The sequence below is a fragment of the Nonomuraea fuscirosea genome, assembly GCF_035917475.1.
Classification (GTDB): Bacteria; Actinomycetota; Actinomycetes; order Streptosporangiales; family Streptosporangiaceae; genus Nonomuraea; species Nonomuraea fuscirosea.
In genome coordinates, this window is record NZ_CP109074.1 from 5,812,737 (window position 1) to 5,832,907 (window position 20,171).

The 20,171-nt window shown below is 72.5% G+C and carries 17 protein-coding genes; 8 read left to right on the top strand and 9 right to left on the bottom strand.

Features of this window, described 5'->3' with window-relative positions; all coding sequences use genetic code 11:
• The gene (locus OIE67_RS26545; protein WP_326644881.1) at positions 1 to 1,113 is read right to left on the bottom strand and encodes an exo-beta-N-acetylmuramidase NamZ family protein; all 1,113 of its coding nucleotides are present in this window, start codon (positions 1,111 to 1,113) and stop codon (positions 1 to 3) included.
• A 57-nt stretch (positions 1,114 to 1,170) separates the two neighbouring features.
• On the opposite strand from OIE67_RS26545, the gene murQ reads away from it, so the two are divergent.
• The 3 genes from murQ to OIE67_RS26560 are packed head-to-tail and all read left to right on the top strand — an operon-like array spanning position 1,171 to position 3,598.
• On the top strand, positions 1,171 to 2,070 hold the full coding sequence (gene murQ, locus OIE67_RS26550; protein ID WP_326644884.1) for an N-acetylmuramic acid 6-phosphate etherase: 900 nt from the start codon (positions 1,171 to 1,173) through the stop codon (positions 2,068 to 2,070).
• Positions 2,071 to 2,101: 31 nt separating this feature from the next.
• The gene (locus tag OIE67_RS26555) at positions 2,102 to 3,208 is read left to right on the top strand and encodes a serine hydrolase domain-containing protein (RefSeq protein ID WP_326644886.1); all 1,107 of its coding nucleotides are present in this window, start codon (positions 2,102 to 2,104) and stop codon (positions 3,206 to 3,208) included.
• A 9-nt stretch (positions 3,209 to 3,217) separates the two neighbouring features.
• Positions 3,218 to 3,598, top strand: a complete 381-nt coding sequence (locus OIE67_RS26560; protein WP_106245191.1) for a VOC family protein — start codon at positions 3,218 to 3,220, stop codon at positions 3,596 to 3,598.
• A 61-nt stretch (positions 3,599 to 3,659) separates the two neighbouring features.
• Here OIE67_RS26560 and OIE67_RS26565 read toward each other — a convergent pair whose 3' ends face one another.
• Entirely contained in the window at positions 3,660 to 4,547 is an 888-nt protein-coding gene (locus OIE67_RS26565) for a TIGR03619 family F420-dependent LLM class oxidoreductase (protein WP_326644889.1), read from the bottom strand.
• Positions 4,548 to 5,159: 612 nt separating this feature from the next.
• Here OIE67_RS26565 and OIE67_RS26570 point away from each other — a divergent pair.
• The 3 genes from OIE67_RS26570 (at position 5,160) to OIE67_RS26580 (ending at position 6,985) form a co-directional block, all read left to right on the top strand.
• On the top strand, positions 5,160 to 5,288 hold the full coding sequence (locus OIE67_RS26570) for a hypothetical protein (protein WP_326644890.1): 129 nt from the start codon (positions 5,160 to 5,162) through the stop codon (positions 5,286 to 5,288).
• Between the two features lie 520 nt (positions 5,289 to 5,808).
• On the top strand, positions 5,809 to 6,666 hold the full coding sequence (locus OIE67_RS26575) for an aminoglycoside phosphotransferase family protein (protein WP_326644892.1): 858 nt from the start codon (positions 5,809 to 5,811) through the stop codon (positions 6,664 to 6,666).
• A 58-nt stretch (positions 6,667 to 6,724) separates the two neighbouring features.
• Positions 6,725 to 6,985, top strand: coding sequence for a TFIIB-type zinc ribbon-containing protein (locus OIE67_RS26580; protein ID WP_326644894.1), 261 nt, complete (start codon positions 6,725 to 6,727; stop codon positions 6,983 to 6,985).
• 85 nt (positions 6,986 to 7,070) lie between these two features.
• Here the strand turns inward: OIE67_RS26580 and OIE67_RS26585 are convergent, their stop codons facing one another.
• Together OIE67_RS26585 and OIE67_RS26590 are read right to left on the bottom strand one after the other, a co-directional pair.
• Positions 7,071 to 8,051, bottom strand: coding sequence for a hypothetical protein (locus tag OIE67_RS26585; RefSeq protein ID WP_326644896.1), 981 nt, complete (start codon positions 8,049 to 8,051; stop codon positions 7,071 to 7,073).
• 37 nt (positions 8,052 to 8,088) lie between these two features.
• Positions 8,089 to 9,780: an ABC-F family ATP-binding cassette domain-containing protein gene (locus OIE67_RS26590; protein ID WP_326644898.1), complete on the bottom strand. Its 1,692-nt coding sequence runs from the start codon at positions 9,778 to 9,780 to the stop codon at positions 8,089 to 8,091.
• Positions 9,781 to 10,118: 338 nt separating this feature from the next.
• Here OIE67_RS26590 and OIE67_RS26595 point away from each other — a divergent pair, with 338 nt between their 5' ends.
• A complete protein-coding gene (locus OIE67_RS26595; RefSeq protein ID WP_326644900.1) occupies positions 10,119 to 11,885 on the top strand; it encodes an AMP-dependent synthetase/ligase in 1,767 nt (588 codons plus the stop codon).
• A gap of 117 nt (positions 11,886 to 12,002) precedes the next feature.
• On the opposite strand, the gene OIE67_RS26600 is transcribed toward OIE67_RS26595, so the two are convergent.
• The 4 genes from OIE67_RS26600 to meaB form a co-directional block, all read right to left on the bottom strand.
• Positions 12,003 to 13,085 carry an acyltransferase family protein gene (locus OIE67_RS26600; protein WP_326644902.1) on the bottom strand — a complete coding sequence of 361 codons (1,083 nt, stop codon included), beginning with the start codon at positions 13,083 to 13,085 and terminating at the stop codon, positions 12,003 to 12,005.
• Positions 13,073 to 13,693 (bottom strand): TetR/AcrR family transcriptional regulator, encoded by a 621-nt coding sequence (locus OIE67_RS26605; RefSeq protein ID WP_326644904.1) that lies wholly within the window; start codon positions 13,691 to 13,693, stop codon positions 13,073 to 13,075. The genes OIE67_RS26600 and OIE67_RS26605 overlap by 13 nt, the downstream gene beginning before the upstream one ends.
• A gap of 53 nt (positions 13,694 to 13,746) precedes the next feature.
• A complete protein-coding gene (locus tag OIE67_RS26610) occupies positions 13,747 to 15,867 on the bottom strand; it encodes a CehA/McbA family metallohydrolase (protein ID WP_326644906.1) in 2,121 nt (706 codons plus the stop codon).
• 224 nt (positions 15,868 to 16,091) lie between these two features.
• The gene (gene meaB / locus OIE67_RS26615) at positions 16,092 to 17,051 is read right to left on the bottom strand and encodes a methylmalonyl Co-A mutase-associated GTPase MeaB (protein WP_326644908.1); all 960 of its coding nucleotides are present in this window, start codon (positions 17,049 to 17,051) and stop codon (positions 16,092 to 16,094) included.
• Between the two features lie 111 nt (positions 17,052 to 17,162).
• Here meaB and OIE67_RS26620 point away from each other — a divergent pair, with 111 nt between their 5' ends.
• On the top strand, positions 17,163 to 19,166 hold the full coding sequence (locus OIE67_RS26620; protein WP_326644909.1) for a serine/threonine-protein kinase: 2,004 nt from the start codon (positions 17,163 to 17,165) through the stop codon (positions 19,164 to 19,166).
• A 28-nt stretch (positions 19,167 to 19,194) separates the two neighbouring features.
• Here OIE67_RS26620 and OIE67_RS26625 read toward each other — a convergent pair whose 3' ends face one another.
• On the bottom strand, positions 19,195 to 20,148 hold the full coding sequence (locus tag OIE67_RS26625; protein WP_326644912.1) for a hypothetical protein: 954 nt from the start codon (positions 20,146 to 20,148) through the stop codon (positions 19,195 to 19,197).
• Positions 20,149 to 20,171: the final 23 nt, after the last annotated feature.

Genomic DNA, 20,171 nt, shown 5'->3' on the forward strand with positions numbered 1-20,171 from the left:
TCACGTATAGAGCAGGTGTCCCTCAGGGCGGCCCGGCGGCGGGCACAGCTCGCGGGGATCTTCACCGGCCTCCAGGCCCCTGGTGAGGGTGTCGGATCCCCACAGGTGGTCGAGGAACAGGTCGGGGCCCCACCAGCGCAGGTCGTCAGGATAGAGCGTACGGGCCACGTGCAGCATGGACAGACCGGTCAGCACCGGCCTGAAGGCCCGGCGGTCGTGCACGTGGAGCTGCACCCCGCGGACGGGGGTGCCGGCGTGCTTGTGGAAGGTCGGGGTGAACCACGTCTCCCTGAACCGCACGCCCGGCAGGCCGAGCGCGGCCAGGGCCGGCGCGAACCTGTCGTCGGCGTACGGAGCCCCGATCAGCTCGAACGGCCGGGTCGTGCCGCGCCCCTCGGAGAAATTGGTCCCCTCGAACAGCCCGGTGCCCGGGTAGACGAGCGCGGTGTCCGGGGTCGGCATGTTGACCGACGGCATCACCCAGGGCAGCCCGGTGTCGTGGTGGGTCATGTCCCGCCGCCAGCCCTCCATGGTCACCACGGTCAGGTCGAGGTCGAACCCGAACAGCCCGGCCAGTTCGCCCACGGTCCTGCCGTGCCGCAGCGGCAGAGGGAAGCGGCCGACGAAGCTGGCGAACGCCGGGTCGAGCAGCGGCCCCTCCTGCACCTCGCCGCCCAGCGGGTTGGGCCGGTCGAGCACCACGAACCGCAGGCCGAGCCGGGCGGCCGACTCCATCAGGTCGTACATGGTCCACACGTAGGTGTAGAAGCGGGCGCCCACGTCGGCGATGTCGAAGACCAGGGTGTCGACGCCGGAGGCGGCCACCACGCGGTCGAGGGGCTCGCCGGACAGCTTGTGGGTGTCGTACACCGGCAGCCCGGTCCTGGGGTCGACCGTGTCGCCCTCGCTGCCCGCCGCCTGGGCGGTGCCGCGCATGCCGTGCTCGGGACCGAACAGGGCGGTCAGCTTCAGCCCCGCGGCCAGCAGGGCGTCGGGGGTGGCGGTCAGGTCGGGCAGCACGCCGGTCGGGTTGGTGATCAGGCCGAGGCGGGAGCCTCCGGCGAGGGAGGGATCCGCGGCCAGCCGTTCTGCTCCGGTTCTCACATGTTGCATGAACCCATTGTCTGAAAGATATTTACAAGAGAGAAGTAGAGGGTGGAAATTAGCGACATGATTGATCCGCTACCCGAGCTGTCCACCGAGCAGAGCGATCCCCGCTACAGCCAGATCGACCGGCTGCCGACGGAGCAGATCGCCCGGCTGATGAACCAGGCCGACGCCGCCGTGCCCGCCGCGGTCGCCGCCGCCGTCCCCGCGATCTCGGCCGCGATCGACGCGATCGCCGCCAGGATGGCCGAGGGCGGCCGGCTCCTCTACGTGGGCGCCGGCACGTCCGGCCGGCTCGCCGTGCTCGACGCCAGCGAGTGCCCGCCCACCTTCGGCACCGATCCGTCGCTGGTCCAGGGCGTCATCGCCGGCGGGCCCGACGCCCTGACCCGCTCCGTCGAGGGCGCCGAGGACGACCCGGAGGCGGGCGCGTCCGCGTTGAAGGACCTGGAGGTGGGACCGCTCGACTCGGTGGTGGGCGTGTCCGCCAGCGGGCGGGCTCCTTTCGTGCTGGGCGCGCTGGCCGAGGCCGCCGCCAGGGGCGCGCTGACCGTGGGCCTGTCGTGCAACGCGGGCGCGCCGCTGTCGGCCGCCGCCGAGCACGCCGTGGAGGTCGTGGTGGGGCCCGAGGTGGTGACCGGCTCGACCCGGCTGAAGGCGGGCACGGCCCAGAAGCTCGTCCTGAACATGATCTCGACGATCTCCATGGTGAAGCTCGGCCGCACGTACGGGAACCAGATGATCGAGATGTCGGCGATGAACAGCAAGCTCGCGGGACGGGCGCTGCGCATGGTCAGGGACATCACCGGGGCCGACCAGGAGAGCGCGGTCGCGGCGCTGGACGCGGCGGGCGGCCAGGCGAAGATCGCGGTCCTGATGATCCAGCACGGCATCGACGCCGAGGCGGCCCGCGCGCTGCTGGAGTCGCACGGGGAACGCCTCAGCGACGCCCTGAGCGGCTGAGGTCCCGGGCGGCCGATCCATGGGGGTGGGAATGTCCGATCGCCTTGAGGCGATCCTGGCGGACGCGGTGCCGCGCCTCTGCCCGGCCGCGGTCGCGCTGATCGCCGTCGACGGATCCGTGGTGGCCGCGGCCGCCGCCGGGGAGCTCGTCCGGTACGCCGGCGCGGAAGGCGCCCTGGCCGCGGACCGGCCTCCCGTCGGTCGCGACTCGATCTTCGACCTGGCCTCGATCAGCAAGCTGTTCACCACGGTCGTGCTGCTCTCGCTGGCCGAGGAGGGCCGGCTGGACCTGGACGAGCCGGTGAGCGGCCGGATCGCGGCGGCCGATCGGAGCATCACGCCGCGGCGCCTGCTCACCCACACGGCGGGCCTGCCCGCGGGCCGCCGCATCGGTGACGAGCTGCCCGGCCCGCTCACCCCGGCGACGGCGGAGCGGCTCGCCGGGGCCAGGATGGCCGCCATGCTGAGCACGCCGGTCGCGCACCCGGCCGGCGGGCCCTACCTCTACAGCGACGTCGGCATGGTCATGGCCGGCCGCCTGGCCGAGCTGGCCGGCGGCGCGCCCCTGGACGTGCTGGTCCGCGACCGGATCACGAGCGTGCTCGGGCTGCCGGACACCGGCTACCGGCCGGAGCCCGCGCTGCTGGAGCGGATCGCGGCCACCGAGTTCAAACCCGAGCGGGCCAGACCCGGCTGCGTCAGGGGCGAGGTGCACGACGAGACCGCGTACGCGCTGGGCGGCGTGGCCGGGCACGCCGGGGTCTTCGCGACCGCCGCCGACCTGCTGGCCTTCGGCGAGGCGCTGCGGCTGGGCGGCGGGGGCGTGCTGCGCCCGGAGAGCGTGGCCGAGATGACGCGCGACCAGGGGGTGGCGGGGGCGCCGTTCCGGCACGGGCTCGGCGTGCGCATCGGCGATCCCGGCATCGCCGGTCCGCTGGCGGACGCGTACGGGCACTCGGGCTTCACCGGCACCTCGCTCGTCGTCGACCCCGCCCGCCGGCTGACCGTGGTGCTGCTGACCAACGCCGTGCACCCGGTACGCGGCCGCGACGGCGTCAGGGAGCTGCGCGGGGCGGTGGCGGAACTCGCCGCGCGCCTGGCAGGCCACCTCCCGGCACCGGAGACCCGTCCGGCGTAATCTGCGGGCATGCCCGTGCATCTGAACCACACGATCGTGCCGGCCACCGACAGGGACGCGACCGCCGCCTTCCTCGTCGAGATACTCGGGCTGGAGCCCGCACCGGTCTACGGGCCGTTCCGGGTCGTCTCGCTCGGCAACGGCGTCTCGCTCGACGTCGCCAGGGCCGACGGCGACGTGCCGCCGCAGCACTACGCGTTCCTGGTGAGCGAGCCCGAGTTCGACGAGATCTGGGGCCGGATCAAGGAGCGCGGCCTGACCTTCTGGGCCGACCCCTACCATCAGCGGCCTGGGCAGATCAACACCAACGACGGCGGGCGCGGCCTCTACTGGTCCGACCCCGACGGGCACAACCTGGAGATCATCACGGTGCCGTACGGCGGCTGGTAGCCGCCACTGAGGCGTGTGGCCGGTAGCCGCCGTGAAGCGTGCGGCCGGCGACCGTCCCGCCTCAGGGCGCCAGGGCTTCGAGCGCCTCCTCGGCCCGGCGCAGCGCCTCCTTCGGATCGGACTCGGGGATGTCGCGGTCGAAGTTCAGGTCGTGGAAGACGTCGGTGACGCCCTTCTCGGCCAGTTCGGCCACGTCGCGCCGGATCTTGTCGTACGTGCCGCTCAGCGGACGGTCCTCGTCGGCCGCCCGCACCCGGGTGACCCCGCGGACCACGAACCTGAACGCGTCCAGGTCGCGCCCGGCCGCGGCCAGCTCGTCCTTGATCAGCGCGATCCGCCCGGCGATGGCCGACAGGTCCTCCCTGCTGGAGCTGACCCAGCCGTCCGCCAGCCGGGCCGCGCGGCGCAGCGCGACGTCGGCGGTGCCGCCGAGCAGGATCCGCGGCGGGCCCGGCTCGGGCTTGGGGTCGATGTGGGCGGGCGGCACCCGGTAGAACTCGCCCTCGTGCGCGACCACGTCGTCCCGCCACGCCGCGCGCAGCACCTCGACGAACTCCTCGCCCCTGCGCCCGCGCCCGGCCATGTCGACGCCGGCCGCGGCGAACTCCTCGGGCAGCCAGCCCAGGCCCAGCCCGGCGGTGACCCGGCCGCCCGACAGCGTCTGCAGCGTGGCCAGCTGCTTGGCCAGCGCCACCGGCTGCGCGTACGCGTTGAGCACGGCGACGCCGAGCCCGATCCTGCCGGTCACGGCCGACAGGTGGGCCAGCGTGATCAGCGGGTCGTGCACGGCGCGGTAGGTGGGGCCCATGGGATGCCCGACGGGGTAGAGGAGCCGCTGGAACGTCCAGAGCTCGGCGTAGCCCAGCTCCTCGGCCCGGACGGCGACCCGGCGCATGTTTCCCGGCGTGGCCCACGCCCCTGACTGCGGTACGGCGAAACCGACTCTCATGGTCCTAGTGTCTACGACGCCTCATCGCTCCCCGGCAAGCGGCCTCCGGCCCCCGAGGCCGCGCCGCCGGCACCATGCTTGACGGCGGGCGACGGAGTGACATTTTCATCTGCACGTGCATAAGTGCCGCTCATCTGGCGGGTACAGAGATGAGCAGAACGCTGAACTTCGACCGGCGGGCTGCCGATCCGGCCGCGACACGCCGAAGCGGAAGAATGTGACGCAGCTCACAGAAGACGCCTGGCGCGAACGGCGCCCTCGACCACCGGACCACTCGGCGAAGATCGCTATTACCGCTCTGGCCAGGATCGCCCTGGTCGGTGCCTTCTGGAGGGAAATCGTCCGTCGGCCGCATCGCCGCGCGACCACCCGCGAAGGTCCCGGATTTTACCGCCGTCGCGAGGACCATTCACACCCGCTCGCTCCCGGAGTTAGTCCCTCACACACGGTAGGTTTCTGCCGTGCCGCAGGACATCCTGCGACACTCCCTGATCTGCACCAGTCCGTCGGTGATCTCACCGGTGGGTCGCCGCGCGGTGGCCCGGCCGACCGCCCCCATGGGGTCGGCCTCGCCCGCTCTCCCCCAAGAGAGCTGAGATCAGGGAGGTGGCCATGTGCCGCCACAGGAAGAGGCCCGAGGATCCGGGGAAGGACAGGACGACGCGGCGCGCCACGATCGTCGCCGCCGCCGCCGCGGTCGCCAGGCTGATCATGGACCTGGTGGACAAGTGGAGAAGTTGACGGCCCCGGGCCGCACCGGTTACCGCCGGCGCGGCCGCAGGGCCGCCAGATAACCCGGAAGGGGTTCACCCCGGCCATCGCCCGGCCGGACCACGGTGGGCCCCTTCCCCCTTTGAGTTACCCCTCGGAGAGTCGCGGAAGCGGCCGTGCTCGCCCGTCGCCGGCCTCGCCTCGCCGTTTCACGCGCCTCTTCAGATCTACGCAACGTACAGACCCGACTACAAGGTCACGGTGCGAACTGGCAAGGTGTTGCGAAATGTCTAATTTGCCAGCCAGCCGAATCCCATTATGTCGATACCAAGACATTTTTCGAAAGGGGCATCTTCGTCACAGCATCAAGACATATTTCGGTGGATCGCGCTTCACCTCCGCATTCGACCTTTTTATCGAGGTCGTCCCGGAGAGCGCTTGCCTGGTGCGGTAAAGGATCATACCAACGAGTAGGTTCACTTTCGCCGCCCGGGAACCACGGCCCCGCCGCCGGACCTGAGCCGGGCCACCGCCCCCTTACTCTGTACGGGTGGGTCTGGAGGAGGAGCTCGCGGGCATCGCCGCGGCGTACGGCGGCGCGGGCGAGCCCGTGTTACATCCGACGCGCACCGACGTCGTGGTGCTGCGCAGAGGAGAGGTCGTGGTCAAGGCCCACTCGGCGCGTGACGACGCCGGGGACTTACGGCCGAGGCTGAAGGCGGCGGCCTCGGCCGCGGTGAGCGGCGTGATGCTGGCCCCGCTGGAGCCCGAGGTGCTGTCGGCGGGCGGGCGCGCGGTCACGGTGTGGCCGGCGGGCCGGCCCGTGGCGCAGGAGGACGACCCCGTGGACGCGCCGTGGGAGGAGGGCGCCAGGCTGCTGGCCCGGCTGCACGCCGTCCCCCTGACGCTGATGCCCGGCCTGCCGGCCGCCGGAGGGCCCGCCAGGGCCGCCCGCGCGGTGGCCCGCATGCCCGGCGACGGACCGGTCGAGCAGCTCGTCAGGCGGGCGTTCAAGGAGCTGCCCGAGCCGCGGCCGATGCCGGCCCTGCTCACGCACGGAGACTGGCACCTGGGCCAGCTCGTCCACCGCGACCGCTGGCTGCTCATCGACGTCGACGACCTGGGCCTCGGCGACCCGGCCTGGGACCTGGCCAGGCCGGCCGCCTGGTACGCGGCCGGGCTGCTCGCCCCCGCCGTGTGGGAGCGGTTCCTGGGCGCCTATCTCGCCTCCGGCGGGCCCGCGCTCGGCCAGGGCGACGACCCCTGGCAGCGGCTCGACGCGCCCGCCAGGGCGCTGACCGTGCAACTGGCCGCCGTGGCCGTGGTCAACGCCTGGCGCGAACATCGGGAACTCGACGAGGTCGAACATTCGTTGGTCGAATCGTGCAACAGAATCGTCCGAGCGTGACGGGGTTGCGCGCGGTAGGTTTCACCCTGAGACCTCGAAGCCAAGGAGTGCGACTTAGATGCAGTGCCCTAAGTGCCGCGGAAGCATGCGGACCTATGAGCGCAACGGCGTCCACATCGAGCAGTGCGACAACTGCCGCGGGATCTTCCTCGACTACGGCGAGCTCGAGACGCTGACCCGGATGGAGACGCAGTACCACGCCGCTCCCCCGCCCGCCCCCGGCCCCGGCCCCGCCTGGGGCGCGCCGCACCACGGAGGCGGCCACTACGGCCACCACCGCGGTCAGCGCAGCTGGGTGGGCATGCTGTTCTCCACCTGATCGGCTCCCTCTGATCGGACGGGCCGCGCACGCCGGTGCGCGGCCTCCCGGCCGGCGCCCCCGCCGCCGCGCCGCGCTCCGTCGCTCAGCCGCCGGGGAAGTCGTCCGGGTCCACGGGCTTGGTGCGGGCGTTGCCGCCCGTGATCGCGTGCAGCGTGATCCGCCAGTCGTGCCAGCGGATCTGCGTGGCGGTGAACGTGGTCTTGAACTTCACCGTCTTCTCGAACCGCTCGAAGCTGCAGTCGCGGGTGAAGGCCTTGGTCTTGCCCTCCCAGTCGGAGCCGTGGGTGAAGTAGATCTTGTAGCTGCCGTCGCGCACGCCCTTGACCTTGAACGTCGCCCTCCTGCGCACATAGACGCTGAACGCCTTGCTGCCGCCGCGCACGGCGGTGACCACCGCGTCGCGGCTGCCGCCGTTGTCGATCTCCAGTGAGCCGCGGCCGTTGAGCGTGCCCTTGCGCAGGAACGAGCCGTTGCCCAGCCGCCTGCTCTTCTTGCCGGCGGCCTTGACGCTGACGATGTCGGCCGGGTAGTCGCCGGCCTCCTGGAGCGCCTGGCCCGCCTCGTCGAGCGCGGTCAGCTTGTCGTCCATGTCGGTGAACACGGCCGAGGACGTGCACAGGTCGCGGGCGCCGACCTTGCCCGCGGTGGCGCCGAGCGCGGTGGCGAAGTCACGCAGGCTGCTCACGTACGCCTCGTGCTGGGCGCGCACGGTCTCGGGCGGCGCGAGCGCGGACAGCGCGTCGGCGGCGCCGCTCAGCGCCTCCTCGGCCCGGCCCACGCGCTTGTCCAGCGCCTTGACGCCGCGCGCCCCGGCCAGTGAGGTGATCGCGCCGGACATCGCCTTGTGCCGGGTCTCGAGCTCGCTCTTGTACGCCTCGGGCGTCAGCGCCGCCGGGCTCCGCACCCCGGCCTCGGTGCCGGCGGGGGCGGCGCCCTGGCCACCCGCGACACCCGTGACCCTCGGCTCGCCACCGGTCGGCGACGCCGGGCCCGTGGAGCATGCCCCGACGGTCGTGAGCGTCGCCAGCGCGAGAACACAGGAGATCAAACGGGGTGTAGCCACCTGCCACACTATCGTCGGGTTGATCCCCAACCGTCAATTACGATTCCGCCAGTCCCTCGTCCCGATCCTGCCTCAGCCGGCGGGTGATCCCCAGCTCCTCCAGGAACGGGAGGTCGTGACTGGCCACGATGAGCGCGCCCCGGTAGGCCGCCAGCGCCTGCGCGAGCTGCCTGACGCTGGCCATGTCGAGGTTGTTGGTCGGCTCGTCGAGCAGGAGGAGCTGCGGCGGCGGCTCGGCCGACAGCAGGGCGGCCAGCGTGGCGCGGAAGCGCTCGCCTCCCGACAGGGTGCCCGCGGCCCGCTCGGCCCGCTCGCCCCGGAACAGGAAGCGCGCCAGGCGGGCGCGTACCTCGTTCACGGAGGCGGACGGGGCCACCGCGCGCACATTGTCCACCACGCTCAGCCGGTCGTCCAGCAGGTCGAGCCGCTGCGGCAGGTAGCGGACCGGCACGTGCGCGCCGTGCGCGACGATGCGCTTGAGCAGCGTGGTCTTGCCCGAGCCGTTGGGGCCGACCAGCGCGATCCGCTCGGGCCCGCGCACGACCAGCGTCTCCAGAACGGCCGCCCTGCGGTCACCGTCACCCGCGCCGCCACCCGCACCGGCATCCCTGCCGTCACCCGCGCCCTCACCCGCGCCCTCACCCGCGTCGGCATCCCTGCCGTCAGCCGGGCTTTCGGCGGGAGCTGGACGGGGTTCCAGCGGCAGGGTCAGGACCGTGCGGCCCGCGGGCACCTCCGTCCCCGGGAGCTCGATGCGGATCTCCGCGTCGTCGCGCACAGCCTGCTCGGCCTCGCTCAGCCGCTCATGGGCCTCCTCCAGCCGCTCCGCGTGCAGCGCGCGCTGCTTGCCCGCGCTCACCTGGGCCTTGCGCTTGAGCGCGCCGGCCGCCATCTTCGGCACCTTCTTGTTCTCGAACGCCTTCCTGCCGTAACGCCGCCCCCTGTCGATCTTGATCGCGGTATCGGCGATCTCGCGCTTCCGGCGGCGGATCTCGCCCTCCGCGGTGCGCACGGAGCGCTCCGCGGCCTGCTGTTCCGCCTCGACCTGCTCCTCATAAGAGGTGAGGTTGCCCCCGTACATGCGCACGGAGCCCTCGCGCAGCTCGGCGATCTGGTCGGCCAGCTCCAGCAGCGCCCGGTCGTGACTGACCACGAGCAGCACCCCCTGCCAGGCGGAGACGGCGTCGTAGAGGCGGCGCCGCGCGTCCAGGTCGAGGTTGTTGGTGGGCTCGTCGAGCAGCAGCACGTCGGGCCGCTTCAGCAGCCGCGCGGCCAGCGCGACCATGACGGTCTCGCCGCCGGACAGCGTGCCGACCGTGCGGTCCAGCCCGACGTGGGGCAGGCCGAGCCGGTCCAGCTCGGCCCTGGCGCGCTCCTCGACGTCCCAGTCGTCGCCGACGGCGGCGAAGTTCTCCTCCGCCGCGTCGCCGGCCTCGATGGCGTGCAGGGCCGCCCGGGTGCGGCTGATCTCCAGCAGGTCCGACACCGTACGGGTGGCGCCGAGCGGGAGGTTCTGCGGCAGGTAACCGGCGACTCCCTGGACGGACACCGACCCGGAGGCCGGGGTGAGTTCCCCGGCGATCAGCCTGAGCAGGGTCGACTTGCCCGACCCGTTCAGCCCGATGAGCCCGGTGCGGCCCGCGGGGAACGCGGCGTCGAGCCTGTTGAGCACGGTGGTGCCGTCCGGCCAGGCGAAGGAGACCTGATCGACGACGATGGACATAGACATAAGGCGATTCCCATCACAAAAGTCGAAATTTCGTGACTTGGCGGGAAACACCGCAGACGCACGCAACACCAGGGAGCCGGAACAGGCCGGCGGGACGACGGAGAAGATCCGCGAGAGGTCCAGGAGTGTACGCGCGCATGCCCACGACAGGGCAGAACGGCGCGGTGCCCGCGACCTCAGATCCTCACGTCAGCTGCCCCCACGGCTCGGCGATAAGACGGCAGCAGCTTATGCGACCTCCCGATCACCTGGCAACCGGCCCGTCCGTGAGCGTGACCCATCGACCGGGACGCCGCCGTGGTCCTAGAGTCGGGGCCAACACCCCCTGGAGGTCAGGCATGTCGAGCATTCCCTCCCTGCTCCGCGACCGGATCGCGGCGACCCCCGACGCCGAGGCGTACCGTGTGCCCGAGGGCGACGGCTGGACCTCGCTGACCTGGCGAGAGGTGGACGAGCGCGTACGCGGGCTGGCGCTGGGCCTGGCGGACCTGGGCGCGGGCCCGGGTGCCCGCGTGTCGATCCTGTGCTCCACCCGCCTCGAATGGATCCTCTGCGACCTGGCGGTGCTGGCGACCGGTGCGGCCACGACCACGATCTACCCGTCCAACACCGCCGCCGAGTCCGCCTTCGTCATCACCGACTCCGGCAGCACCGTGGTCATCGCCGAGAACGACGACCAGGTCGCCAAGCTCGCATCGGTGCGCAAGGAGCTGCCCGACGTCTCCCACGTGATCGTCGTGGACGGCTCGCCGAGTGACGACGGCTGGGTGATCACGCTCGACTCGGTGAGCCGCGCTCCGGCCGAGGGCGGGCGCGACTACGACGCGATGGTGGACGCCATCGCCCAGGACGACCTGGCCACGCTGATCTACACCTCGGGCACCACCGGGCGGCCCAAGGGTGTCGAGCTGACCCACGACAACTGGCTCTACACCGGCCAGGCGGTGCGCGAGCTCGACCTGATCTCCCCCGACGACCTGCACTTCCTGTGGCTGCCGCTGTCGCACTCGTTCGGCAAGCTGCTGGAGGTCGTGATGATCGACCTCGGCGTGCCCACCGTGATCGACGGCCGCCTCGACAAGATCGCGGAGAACCTCGGCGTGGTGCGGCCGACGCTCATGGCCGCCGCGCCGCGCATCTTCGAGAAGATCCACAACACGGTCGTGGCGAACATGCACCGCGAGGGCGGCCTCAAGCTGCGCATCTTCACCTGGGCCCGCAGGACGGGGCTGCGGGTCAGCCGGGCCCGCCAGCGCGGCGCCGAGCTGCCTATCACCATGCGCGCCGAGTACGCCCTGGCCGACCGCCTGGTCTTCGCCAAGCTGCGCGAGCGCTTCGGCGGCCGGATCCGCCTGTTCATCTCCGGCGCCGCCCCGCTGTCGCAGGACATCGCCGAGTTCTTCGACGCGGCGGGCCTGACCATCTACGAGGGGTACGGCCTGACGGAGTCGTCGGCGGGCAGCTTCCTCAACCGTCCGGAGTCGGTGCGGTTCGGCACGGTCGGCCCGCCGTTCCCCGGCACCGAGGTGCGCATCGCCGACGACGGGGAGATCCTGATCGGCGGGCGCGGCATCATGCGCGGCTACCACGGGCTGCCCGAGGAGACGGCCGCCGCGCTGCGGGACGGCTGGCTGCACACGGGCGACATCGGCGAGATCGACGAGGCCGGGCGGCTGCGCATCACCGACCGCAAGAAGGAGCTGATCAAGACCTCGGGCGGGAAATACGTCGCGCCGACGTACCTGGAGGGCCGGATCAAGGCGGCCTGCCCGTACGTGTCGCACGTGTTCGTCCACGGCGACCGGCGCAACTACGTCACGGCGCTGGTCACGCTCGACATGGACGTGGCCGGGCCGTGGGCGCGGGCCGAGTCGCTGCCGGACGACCCGGAGCAGCTGCGCGAGCATCCGCGCATGCGCGAGGAGGTGCAGAAGGCGATCGACCAGGTCAACGCGGGCGAGGCCAGCTATGCCACGGTCAAGAAGTTCGCGATCCTGGCGGCCGACTTCGCGGTGGAGACGGGCGAGCTGACGCCCAGCCTCAAGATCAAGCGCAAGGCCGTCGAGGAGCGGAACGCGGAGGTGCTCGACTCCTTCTACACCTGACCGGGCACGGACGCCGGGCGGCCGCGAGCACCGCCCGGCTCCTCCCCCGCTCGCTGCCCGGATCCGCGGCTCGGACGCGCGGACCGGATCCGCTGCCCGATCCGTGGCCCGTGCGGGTCAGAGGATCTTCTTGGCCCCGGGCAGCGAGCGCACCAGGTAGGCCAGCGACCAGCACAGCGGCAGCGCCAGCGCGAGCATGATGACGAACTTCACGATCGCGACGGCGTCCAGCCAGCGCAGGCCCCAGCCCAGCCCGACCAGCACCAGCGGGTGGATGATGTAGACGGTGAAGGCGTGCCGCGACAGGAACCTGCCGCGCGGCCCCTGCTCGCCGAACCGCTCCCTGAACAGCACCGTCAGGCCGATGATCATGCTGACCGCGAAGGCCGACTCCCAGAGCGCCATCAGGGCCGAGGACAGCGCGCCGGTGGTCGTCAGCGCCGCCGGCACCAGCACCACGCTCACCACGCCGGCGGCGACGAGCCCGGCCCGGCCCGCCCGCGCGGGCAGCGTCTCGAACCAGCCACGGCGGTAGGCGACGCAGCCGAGCACGAACATGGCGGCGTACTGCGGCAGGTACTGCGGCGACGGCAGGCCGAGCACCGGCACGTACGTCCCGGTGGGCACCGGTATGCGCCACAGGAAGGTGACGGCCGCGAGCCCGAGCACGAAGGCCGCGACCCAGGACAGCCGCAGCGGGACGACGCGCGCCTCCATCGGCTGCCGCCGGCTCCGCCACGCCGCGTAGACCAGCACGAACCCGATCAGCACCTCGACGAACCACATGGGCCCCGGATCCCACGAGCGCAGGTAGTACTCCGCGTACGACATCCCGTCGGCCTCGGCGTACCCGGCGGCGTTCAGCAGCGGGCGCAGCAGCAGGACGAAGACGAGCAGCGGGACGCCCAGCCGCAGCAACCGGTCGCGCACGAAGGCGCCGCCGCTCTTGCGGTCGCGCGAGCCGGGGGTGAAGTAGCCGGAGACGAGGAAGAAGAACCCCATGAAGAACGCCTGGTTGAACATCACCAGCAGGTCGAGCAGGAGGCCGCTGGGGTCCTTGGCGGGCTCGACGTAGTACCAGAGGGGGAGGTTGCCGTACGTGATCGCGACGTGGTGCGTGACCACCAGTGCGGTCAGCACGATCCTGAGGTTGTCGACGGCATAGAGCCTGGTCGTGGTCTCCGCCTTCATGCGCGGCATGCCCTTTCGATGAGGTCGGCGAGCTCGCGCGCGTGTGCGGCGAGGTCGTGATCGGGGTTGGCGACCCAGTAGGCGAACATGGTGTCGACGGCGGCCTGGTGGGTGACGGCCATGACGCGGGTGTCGAACGGCCTGAACTCGCCGGCGGCCTGGCCGAGCCGGTAGAGGTGCTCCAGCATCCGGTAGAGCTCCTCGTTGCCGTTGATCCCGAAGCGGGGCGATCCGTCGGCGGTCCTGAGGTTGTTGAAGATCTCCCCCAGCGCCTTGATCTGGTCGCGGTGGCCGCGCATGTGCTCGGCGACCGCCAGGATGTGCGTCCTGACCAGCTCGGTCGCCGTGCTCAGCCCCTCCATCCGCGCCGCCACGTGCTCGGCCGCGCCCTCGTACGAATGCCGCACCACCTCCTCCATCAGCTCGTCCTTGCCGGCGAAGTGGTAGGAGATGACGCCCTTGCTGACGCCGGCGTGCTCGGCGATCCGGGCGAGCGACGCCTTGGCGAACCCCGCCTCCGCGATGACGGCGACGGCGGAGCCCACGATCTGCGCGCGCCTGGCCTCCTCGATGAAGGACCGCGGCTTCTGGCCGGACGGTTCATTTTCTGACCGCATGGCCAAAATCTAGCACACACGGATGAATCGCCCTTTTTTGCGGCTTCGGTGGGTCAGCCGAGCCGTGCCTGGTAGATGCTCCTGGCCTGCTGCAGCAGGGACACGTGGTCGCCGAACTGGTAGGCGCTGGCCAGCCGCCCGTGCTGCCTGATCAGGTCCTCCAGCAGGTCCAGCCACTCCAGGCACCAGAGCACGTCCTCGCGCCTGGCGACCGGCCGGCCGCCGACGTCCACGTACACGGGGCTGGTCAGGGCGTATCCGGTCGAGGTCAGCGTACGGGGATGCGGTTCGCACAGGACCTCGGCCACCACGTACGTCGGCGCGTCCACCTCCAGCTCGGCCGTCACGGTCAGCCGCTCCTGCCCCTGCCTGCCGGGCTCGGGCGGCAGCCGCTCGGCCCCCGCCCTGACCCCGTCCGCGGTGCGGATGCGCACGGCCGCAACCTCGGGCCCGACAGCACTGGCGGTGACGCTGATCCGGTCCCCCTTGCGGGCCTGGATCACGTGGCCTGGACCGTGCCCGTTCACCGTCAGCTCCAGCCACGGGCCGTTGGTGGCGAACGTGCGGCCCGCGCGTACGGCCGCCGCGAACGACCGGGCGCTCAGCTCCCCCTCGACCCGGGCGTAGACGCGGGCCCAGCCGGGCGGGTTCGACTGGCTGTCGGAGCGGGTGAAGGAGATCATCGCGTCCGTGCCCGCCGTCACGGCGATCCGGTTGCCCGCGCCGATCAGCCGCCGGTAGACCGCGGCCGTGGCCGGGATCGAGGCGTGGGTGAGCACGTCGAGGCTGTCCACCAGGCCGAGCGCGGCGTCGGCGACCAGCTCGCGGGCGGCGCAGTTGCGCGGCACGGGCGAGACGACGCCCCTGGGCGGGTCGCCGTCGCCGATGGGCGTGCGAAAGGGATGGCTGTAGCCCACCAGCGCTCCGAGCCCGCGCAGTTCGCGCAGCCCGTCGGCGTTGGGCGGCCAGTCGGCGTCGCCCGCGAAGCCGGTGTGGTAACGGCCGGGGGCCGAGTGCAGCCCGAAGGCGTAGATGTGGCCGAGCAGGTCGTTGCGGTATTCGACGCCCATCCTGGCCACGTGCGTGGCGTCGGACCACGGCAGGTCTTTGCCGGTCCAGTGCTCCAAGGCCTCGCGGTCGTACACCCGGCGGCCGGAGACGTTGCCGGCCAGGAGGTTGAGCACGTGCAGGTCCTCGCCGTGCTGGGCGGCGGCCGCGTCGGCGGGCTCGGCCACCAGGTCGCCCGCCCAGTTGAGGTGGACGTGCAGGTCGCCGCCGTACCAGCCGGCCGCGGCGGCGTCGTAGAGGCGCTCGGGGGCCAGCTCGACCACGTGCTCCTCACCGGGCATCGGGGTGAGCTCGTGCGTGGCGGCGCCGTACTCCATGCCCCTGGCCACGATGATCGTCAGCGGCATGCACGGGACGTCCACGAGCAGGTCGTCGCCGTGGAAGTACGGGCGGTCGTGGTAGTCGTGGCGGTTGGGGACGCCGGGCGGGAACCAGCCGGCGCCGTCGGCGCTCACCACGCTCCAGCGGCAGGGCGTCCCGGACACCAGCCGCAGCCGCGACGACGGGATGGGGCACAGGAGGGTGTCGAGGCGGACGCGGACGCCGTCCACGACGACGATGCTGTCCTGGTCCACCTCGACCAGCCAGGCCCCGCGGGCGGGCAGCAGCCGCTGGGTGTCGTCCACGCCGACCTGGCAGGGCTCGTCCCGCCGCGAGTCGATGAGCAGCGACATCCGCTCCTCACCGGCCCGGCGCGGGCCGGGGCCGTCCTCGTCGCCCGCGAGCGGCGGCAGCCTCGGCGAGGGCAGCAGGACCGTGCGCGCCGCCCCCTCCAGGACGGCGCCCTCCTCCCCGATCCTGATGGCGTAGAGGTGCGCGGGCAGCTCGCCGTCGAGGGTGTCGCGCAGGACGCGGTCGTAGTCGGGCTCGGCCAGCCGGGCGGCGAGCCGGTCTCTCGGCTCGTCCGGATGGGTCTCGGCGACGGCCTGATGGACCAGCTCCCAGAACCGGTCGAACAGCGCGGGGCGCAACACCCTGCGCCGGGCGAAGAACTTCACGTAATGGATCTCCGGCTCACCCCAGGTGATGCCGTGCTCCTCAAGGAGGCGCCCGTACTCCTCAAGAGCGTCCGTCACCCCTCCGGGCAGCATCGAATCCGCACTCATATGAGCCCTTCCCACGTCGTTGCGCGCCATCGTGGCATGGATCACAGGAACGGTCCGGGCGGCCGGGAAGAGGGGGTGGGGGAAAGTTCACCCCCGGGAGAGGTATCTCCACCCGGAGGTGCTCGATGCTGCTCCGATGGGGCGTACAAGGGGTGGTTGAATGCCTGGGAGGAGCCGGTCGGGAGGTGTCGGAGGCGCTCGAACGCCGAGCGGAGCGCGACGCGTCAGGGGCGCTTGAACGCCGACAGGAGCCGGTCGGCGGCCAGGGCGGGCGTGAGGTCGCCCGCCAGCACCGCCCGCTCCACCTGCGCCGCGATCGCCGTGACCGCCGGGTCGTCGCGCAGCTCGGCCAGCAGCCGCTCGCGCACCAGCGTCCAGGTCCAGCCCACCTGCTGGCGGCGGCGCTTGGCGGCCAGGTCGAGGCCGTCCTGGTGGGCCAGCACCTGCCGCCAGAGCTTGTCCAGCCCGTCGCCGGTCAGGCCGCTGCAGGTCAGCACGGGCGGCGGGGCGGAGTCGGAGCGGAGCATGCGCAGGGCCCCCGACAGCTCGCGGGCCGCCTTCCTGGCGGGCAGCTCGTACTCGCCGTCGGCCTTGTTGACGGCGACGACGTCGGCCAGCTCCAGCACGCCCTTCTTGATGCCCTGCAGCTGGTCGCCGGTGCGGGCCAGGGTGAGCAGCAGGAACGTGTCCACCATGTCGGCCACGGCGGTCTCCGACTGGCCCACGCCGACGGTCTCGACCAGGACGACGTCGTAGCCGCCCGCCTCCACGACGACCATGGCCTCCCTGGTCGCCTTGGTGACGCCGCCGAGGGTGCCCGAGGTCGGGGAGGGGCGGATGAAGGCGGCCGGGTCGGCGGACAGGCGGGCCATGCGGGTCTTGTCGCCGAGGATGCTGCCGCCCGTCCTGGTGGAGGACGGGTCCACGGCCAGGACCGCGACCTTGTGGCCCTGGCCGGTCAGGCGCGTGCCGAGCGCGTCGATGAACGTGGACTTGCCGACGCCCGGCACGCCCGACACGCCGACGCGGCAGGCCTGTCCGGAAAGCGGGGTGAGCTCGATCAGCAGCCGCTGGGCCAGGGCCACGTGATCGGGTCTGGCCGACTCGACAAGCGTGATGGCGCGGGCGATCCAGGTACGCGAACCGGCCCGTACGCCGTCGGCGTAGTTCTCCAGCGAATGCACCCGAATCGCCCCTTCCTTCCCAGTTAGATCAGCCTAACTTCTGACAAGTCTTGACTTTTGCCAGTAGGGTGCTGGAGTTCTGTCTCAGCCGTCACAGGAGTCACTCCCCTCATGCCCAACGTCGAACCCCTCCGCGAGGGCGACCCGGCAGCGGTGGGACCCTACCGGCTGGTCGGGCGGCTCGGCGCGGGCGGCCACGGTGTCGTCTACCTCGGTCAGGCTCGCAACGGCACCCCCGTCGCCGTCAAGGTGCTGCGCGAGGGACTGGCCGTGGGCGAGCGCCTGGCGAACGAGATCGCCGCCGCGCGCCGGGTCGAGCCGTTCTGCCTCGCGCAGGTGCTCGACGCCTCGACCAGCGGGCGGGCGTACATCGTGTCCGAGTACGTGGACGGGCCCTCGCTGCAGCAGGCCGGCCGGCGCGGCGCGGCGGAGCTGCAGCGCATCGCCGTGGCGACCGCCACCGCGCTCGACGCGATCCATCAGGCGGGCGTCGTCCACGGTGACCTGACGCCGTCCAACGTCCTGCTCGGGCCCGACGGGGCGCGGGTGGTCGACTTCGGTATCGCCGGGGCGCTGGGCTCGGGGATGAAGGCGACCAGCAACATCGTGGGGACGCCCGCGTACATGGCGCCGGAGCAGCTCGCGGGGAAGCCGGTCGGGGCCGCCGCCGACGTGTTCTCGTGGGGGTCGGTCCTCGTGTACGCGGCCACCGGCGTGCCGCCGTTCGGGGACGACTCGCTGCCCGCGGTGATCAACCGCATCCTCCGTGAGGAGCCGCAGCTCGGGGAGGTGAGCGGGCCGCTGCGCGAGATCGTGCCGGCCTGCCTGGCCAAGGATCCGTCGCTGCGGCCCGCGATGCGCGACGTCCTGCTCCGCCTGGCCGCGCCCTCCCGCCGGCCCTCCCCTTCGACCGCGGGTACGCAGGCGTCTCAGGCGGCCGCCGGGCCGCTCGTGGGCGAGCACACACCCGATCGTGTCTCGGCGTCCTGGCAGCAGACCCTCGACCAGCCGCACGAGGGCGCCCAGGACCCCGGGGCGGCGCACGGCCTCCCCGCACGCGACCGCCGCTCCACCCGCCGGGGCCACCCCGCGCCTGGAAGCGCGAGTCAGGGCGCACACCCGTCGCCCGGGGCCGGACATGAGGGGCCAGGGGCGGCCACGTCGCCGATGCAGGCGCTGTTCGACCTCTCCTCCCCCGTCGAGCCGCCCGCCGGGTTCCGGCCGCAGGAACGGCAGGCTTCGACGCCGCTCTCCGCCCCGGTCGCCGCTCCCTCCGCCGGGCCCTCGGCCGGGCGAAGGGACACAGGGGCGCAGGACCGGCTGGCGTACTCCCCCGCGGCCTCGGCCCAGGACCGCCTGGCCTACTCGCCCGCCACCGGGCAGCACGAGGTCCGTCACGACCGGCCGTTCGAGGGACAGCACGGACAGGGAACGGGTGCGGGGGCGTTCGAGCAGGCCCCGGCCTACGACGGCGGGCCCGCCGCGAACGGCGGCGCGGGCGCGCCTCCCGGGACCGGCGAAGGACGGGCGCCGGCCCGCCGGGCGAAGGGACGCCGGATCAAGACGGTGATCATCGCCGCGGTCTCGGGCCTGTGCGTGTGCGCGCTGGCCGCGGCCATCATCTGGCTCACCCCCACCGAGCCCACCCCCAAGTCGAAGAGCGCGCCGGTGACCACCACCGGCGCCACGACCGAGCCGGTCGCCACGTCGTCCCCCCGCCGTAGCCGCGCCACCAGGCCGACCCCGCAGACGGACGGCACGCCCAGCATCCTGCCCGACGACACCGCCACCGGCGGGCCCGACGGGCTCAGGGTCACCTCGCTGCGGGCGGGCGGCACCAGGAACGGCGACTGCTGGGCCGGCGGCCAGGCGACGCTGCGCGCGATCATCCGCCGCACGGGCGGGCCGGTGACGTTCAGCTACACCTGGCTCGTCGACGGCACCGCCACCGGCCGCGCCACGGCGCTCATCGCCGAGAACGGCCGCCGCTACCTCAACGCGCCGCGCCCCCTGCGGAGCACGGGAGGCACCCACAGCGTCACGCTGCGGATCACCTCCCCCGTCACCGCCCAGCGGACGATCGCGGTCGCCATGTGCGACCAGGGCACGTTCTGACCGCACCGGGGCGGCGCCGCTCCGCGGGTCAGGTCTGCTGGTAGATCGTGGCGGCGAGGCCGCAGGACGCGTCGAGGAACAGGTACGTGGTGCCTTCGGCGACGGGCTCGCCTTCCGGGTCCTGTGCCTCCTCCATCCCGATGTAGTCCATGGTCCGCGCGCAGGCGGGGCAGGCGGGGTACTCGGCGTCGCCGATCCATCCGGGGTGTCCGCCGATGGACGGGGTCGTCATGTCCCAGCCGCCGGCGGACATGCCGGGATCGGTGAGGAGCTCTGCCGGCACCTTGCGCAGGGTCATGGGCGGGCTCTGGTCGTCGATGACGCGGACGGGTGCCGCGGAGTGGCCGGAGAGACCGGATCGGCCGTCGGGGCCCACCGTGGAGTAGAGGGTCGTGTAGGCGTAACACCCCTGGCAGGTGACGATCCTGAGCCGGCCGTCCCAGCCGGTGTGGGCGAGCGCTTCGGCGACCCGCCGGTCGCCGGTGTCGACGTCGAGCACCGTCCACAGCGGGGCGCGGCACCACGGGCACTCGCCTTGGTCCGGAGGTTCCACCGTCCGGTCGGGATCGGGCCGCAGCGCGTAGGCGGTCCGCCCGCACAGGTCGCGGGCCCGGCCGTCCTCCAGCATCCAGCCGCCTTCGACCATGTAGTCGGCCGGGCCGATGAAGAGTTCGCCGGCGCCGGGCGGCGGCTGGTCCCGCCAGCGGCGGAAGGCGTTCTCGGCGACGGGGCCGCGCGCGTGCGCCAGGATCAGCAGCAACGCGTTCAGGTCTGACCCGCCCTCGTCGATCATGGTGACCACGGCCTGCTGGATGTCGTCGCCGGCGGTGCGGTAGAGCTTCGGCGAGAACCAGGAGCCGGCCGCGAGCAGGTCCGGCAGGTGCGGGGTGAGCGCTGCCGGAGTCTCGGCGGCCAGCTGTTCGAGCTCGTATTCCGCGGCGAACTCGCCGGCCGCCGCGCGGCGTATCAGCTCCTCGATCATCCGCAGGATGATAGCCGCCGGCG

What these genes read in the sequence shown, in the direction of transcription:
- OIE67_RS26580 (WP_326644894.1), top strand. Translation starts at nt 6,725, where the DNA reads ATGCAGTGCCCTAAGTGCCGCGGAAGCATGCGGACCTATGAGCGCAAC.
- OIE67_RS26625 (WP_326644912.1), bottom strand. Translation starts at nt 20,148, where the DNA reads ATGATCGAGGAGCTGATACGCCGCGCGGCGGCCGGCGAGTTCGCCGCG.
- OIE67_RS26605 (WP_326644904.1), bottom strand. Translation starts at nt 13,693, where the DNA reads ATGCGGTCAGAAAATGAACCGTCCGGCCAGAAGCCGCGGTCCTTCATC.
- murQ (WP_326644884.1), top strand. Translation starts at nt 1,171, where the DNA reads ATGATTGATCCGCTACCCGAGCTGTCCACCGAGCAGAGCGATCCCCGC.
- OIE67_RS26560 (WP_106245191.1), top strand. Translation starts at nt 3,218, where the DNA reads ATGCCCGTGCATCTGAACCACACGATCGTGCCGGCCACCGACAGGGAC.
- OIE67_RS26610 (WP_326644906.1), bottom strand. Translation starts at nt 15,867, where the DNA reads ATGAGTGCGGATTCGATGCTGCCCGGAGGGGTGACGGACGCTCTTGAG.
- OIE67_RS26600 (WP_326644902.1), bottom strand. Translation starts at nt 13,085, where the DNA reads ATGCCGCGCATGAAGGCGGAGACCACGACCAGGCTCTATGCCGTCGAC.
- OIE67_RS26620 (WP_326644909.1), top strand. Translation starts at nt 17,163, where the DNA reads ATGCCCAACGTCGAACCCCTCCGCGAGGGCGACCCGGCAGCGGTGGGA.
- OIE67_RS26595 (WP_326644900.1), top strand. Translation starts at nt 10,119, where the DNA reads ATGTCGAGCATTCCCTCCCTGCTCCGCGACCGGATCGCGGCGACCCCC.
- OIE67_RS26545 (WP_326644881.1), bottom strand. Translation starts at nt 1,113, where the DNA reads ATGCAACATGTGAGAACCGGAGCAGAACGGCTGGCCGCGGATCCCTCC.
- OIE67_RS26570 (WP_326644890.1), top strand. Translation starts at nt 5,160, where the DNA reads ATGTGCCGCCACAGGAAGAGGCCCGAGGATCCGGGGAAGGACAGGACG.
- OIE67_RS26555 (WP_326644886.1), top strand. Translation starts at nt 2,102, where the DNA reads ATGTCCGATCGCCTTGAGGCGATCCTGGCGGACGCGGTGCCGCGCCTC.
- OIE67_RS26565 (WP_326644889.1), bottom strand. Translation starts at nt 4,547, where the DNA reads ATGAGAGTCGGTTTCGCCGTACCGCAGTCAGGGGCGTGGGCCACGCCG.
- OIE67_RS26590 (WP_326644898.1), bottom strand. Translation starts at nt 9,780, where the DNA reads ATGTCTATGTCCATCGTCGTCGATCAGGTCTCCTTCGCCTGGCCGGAC.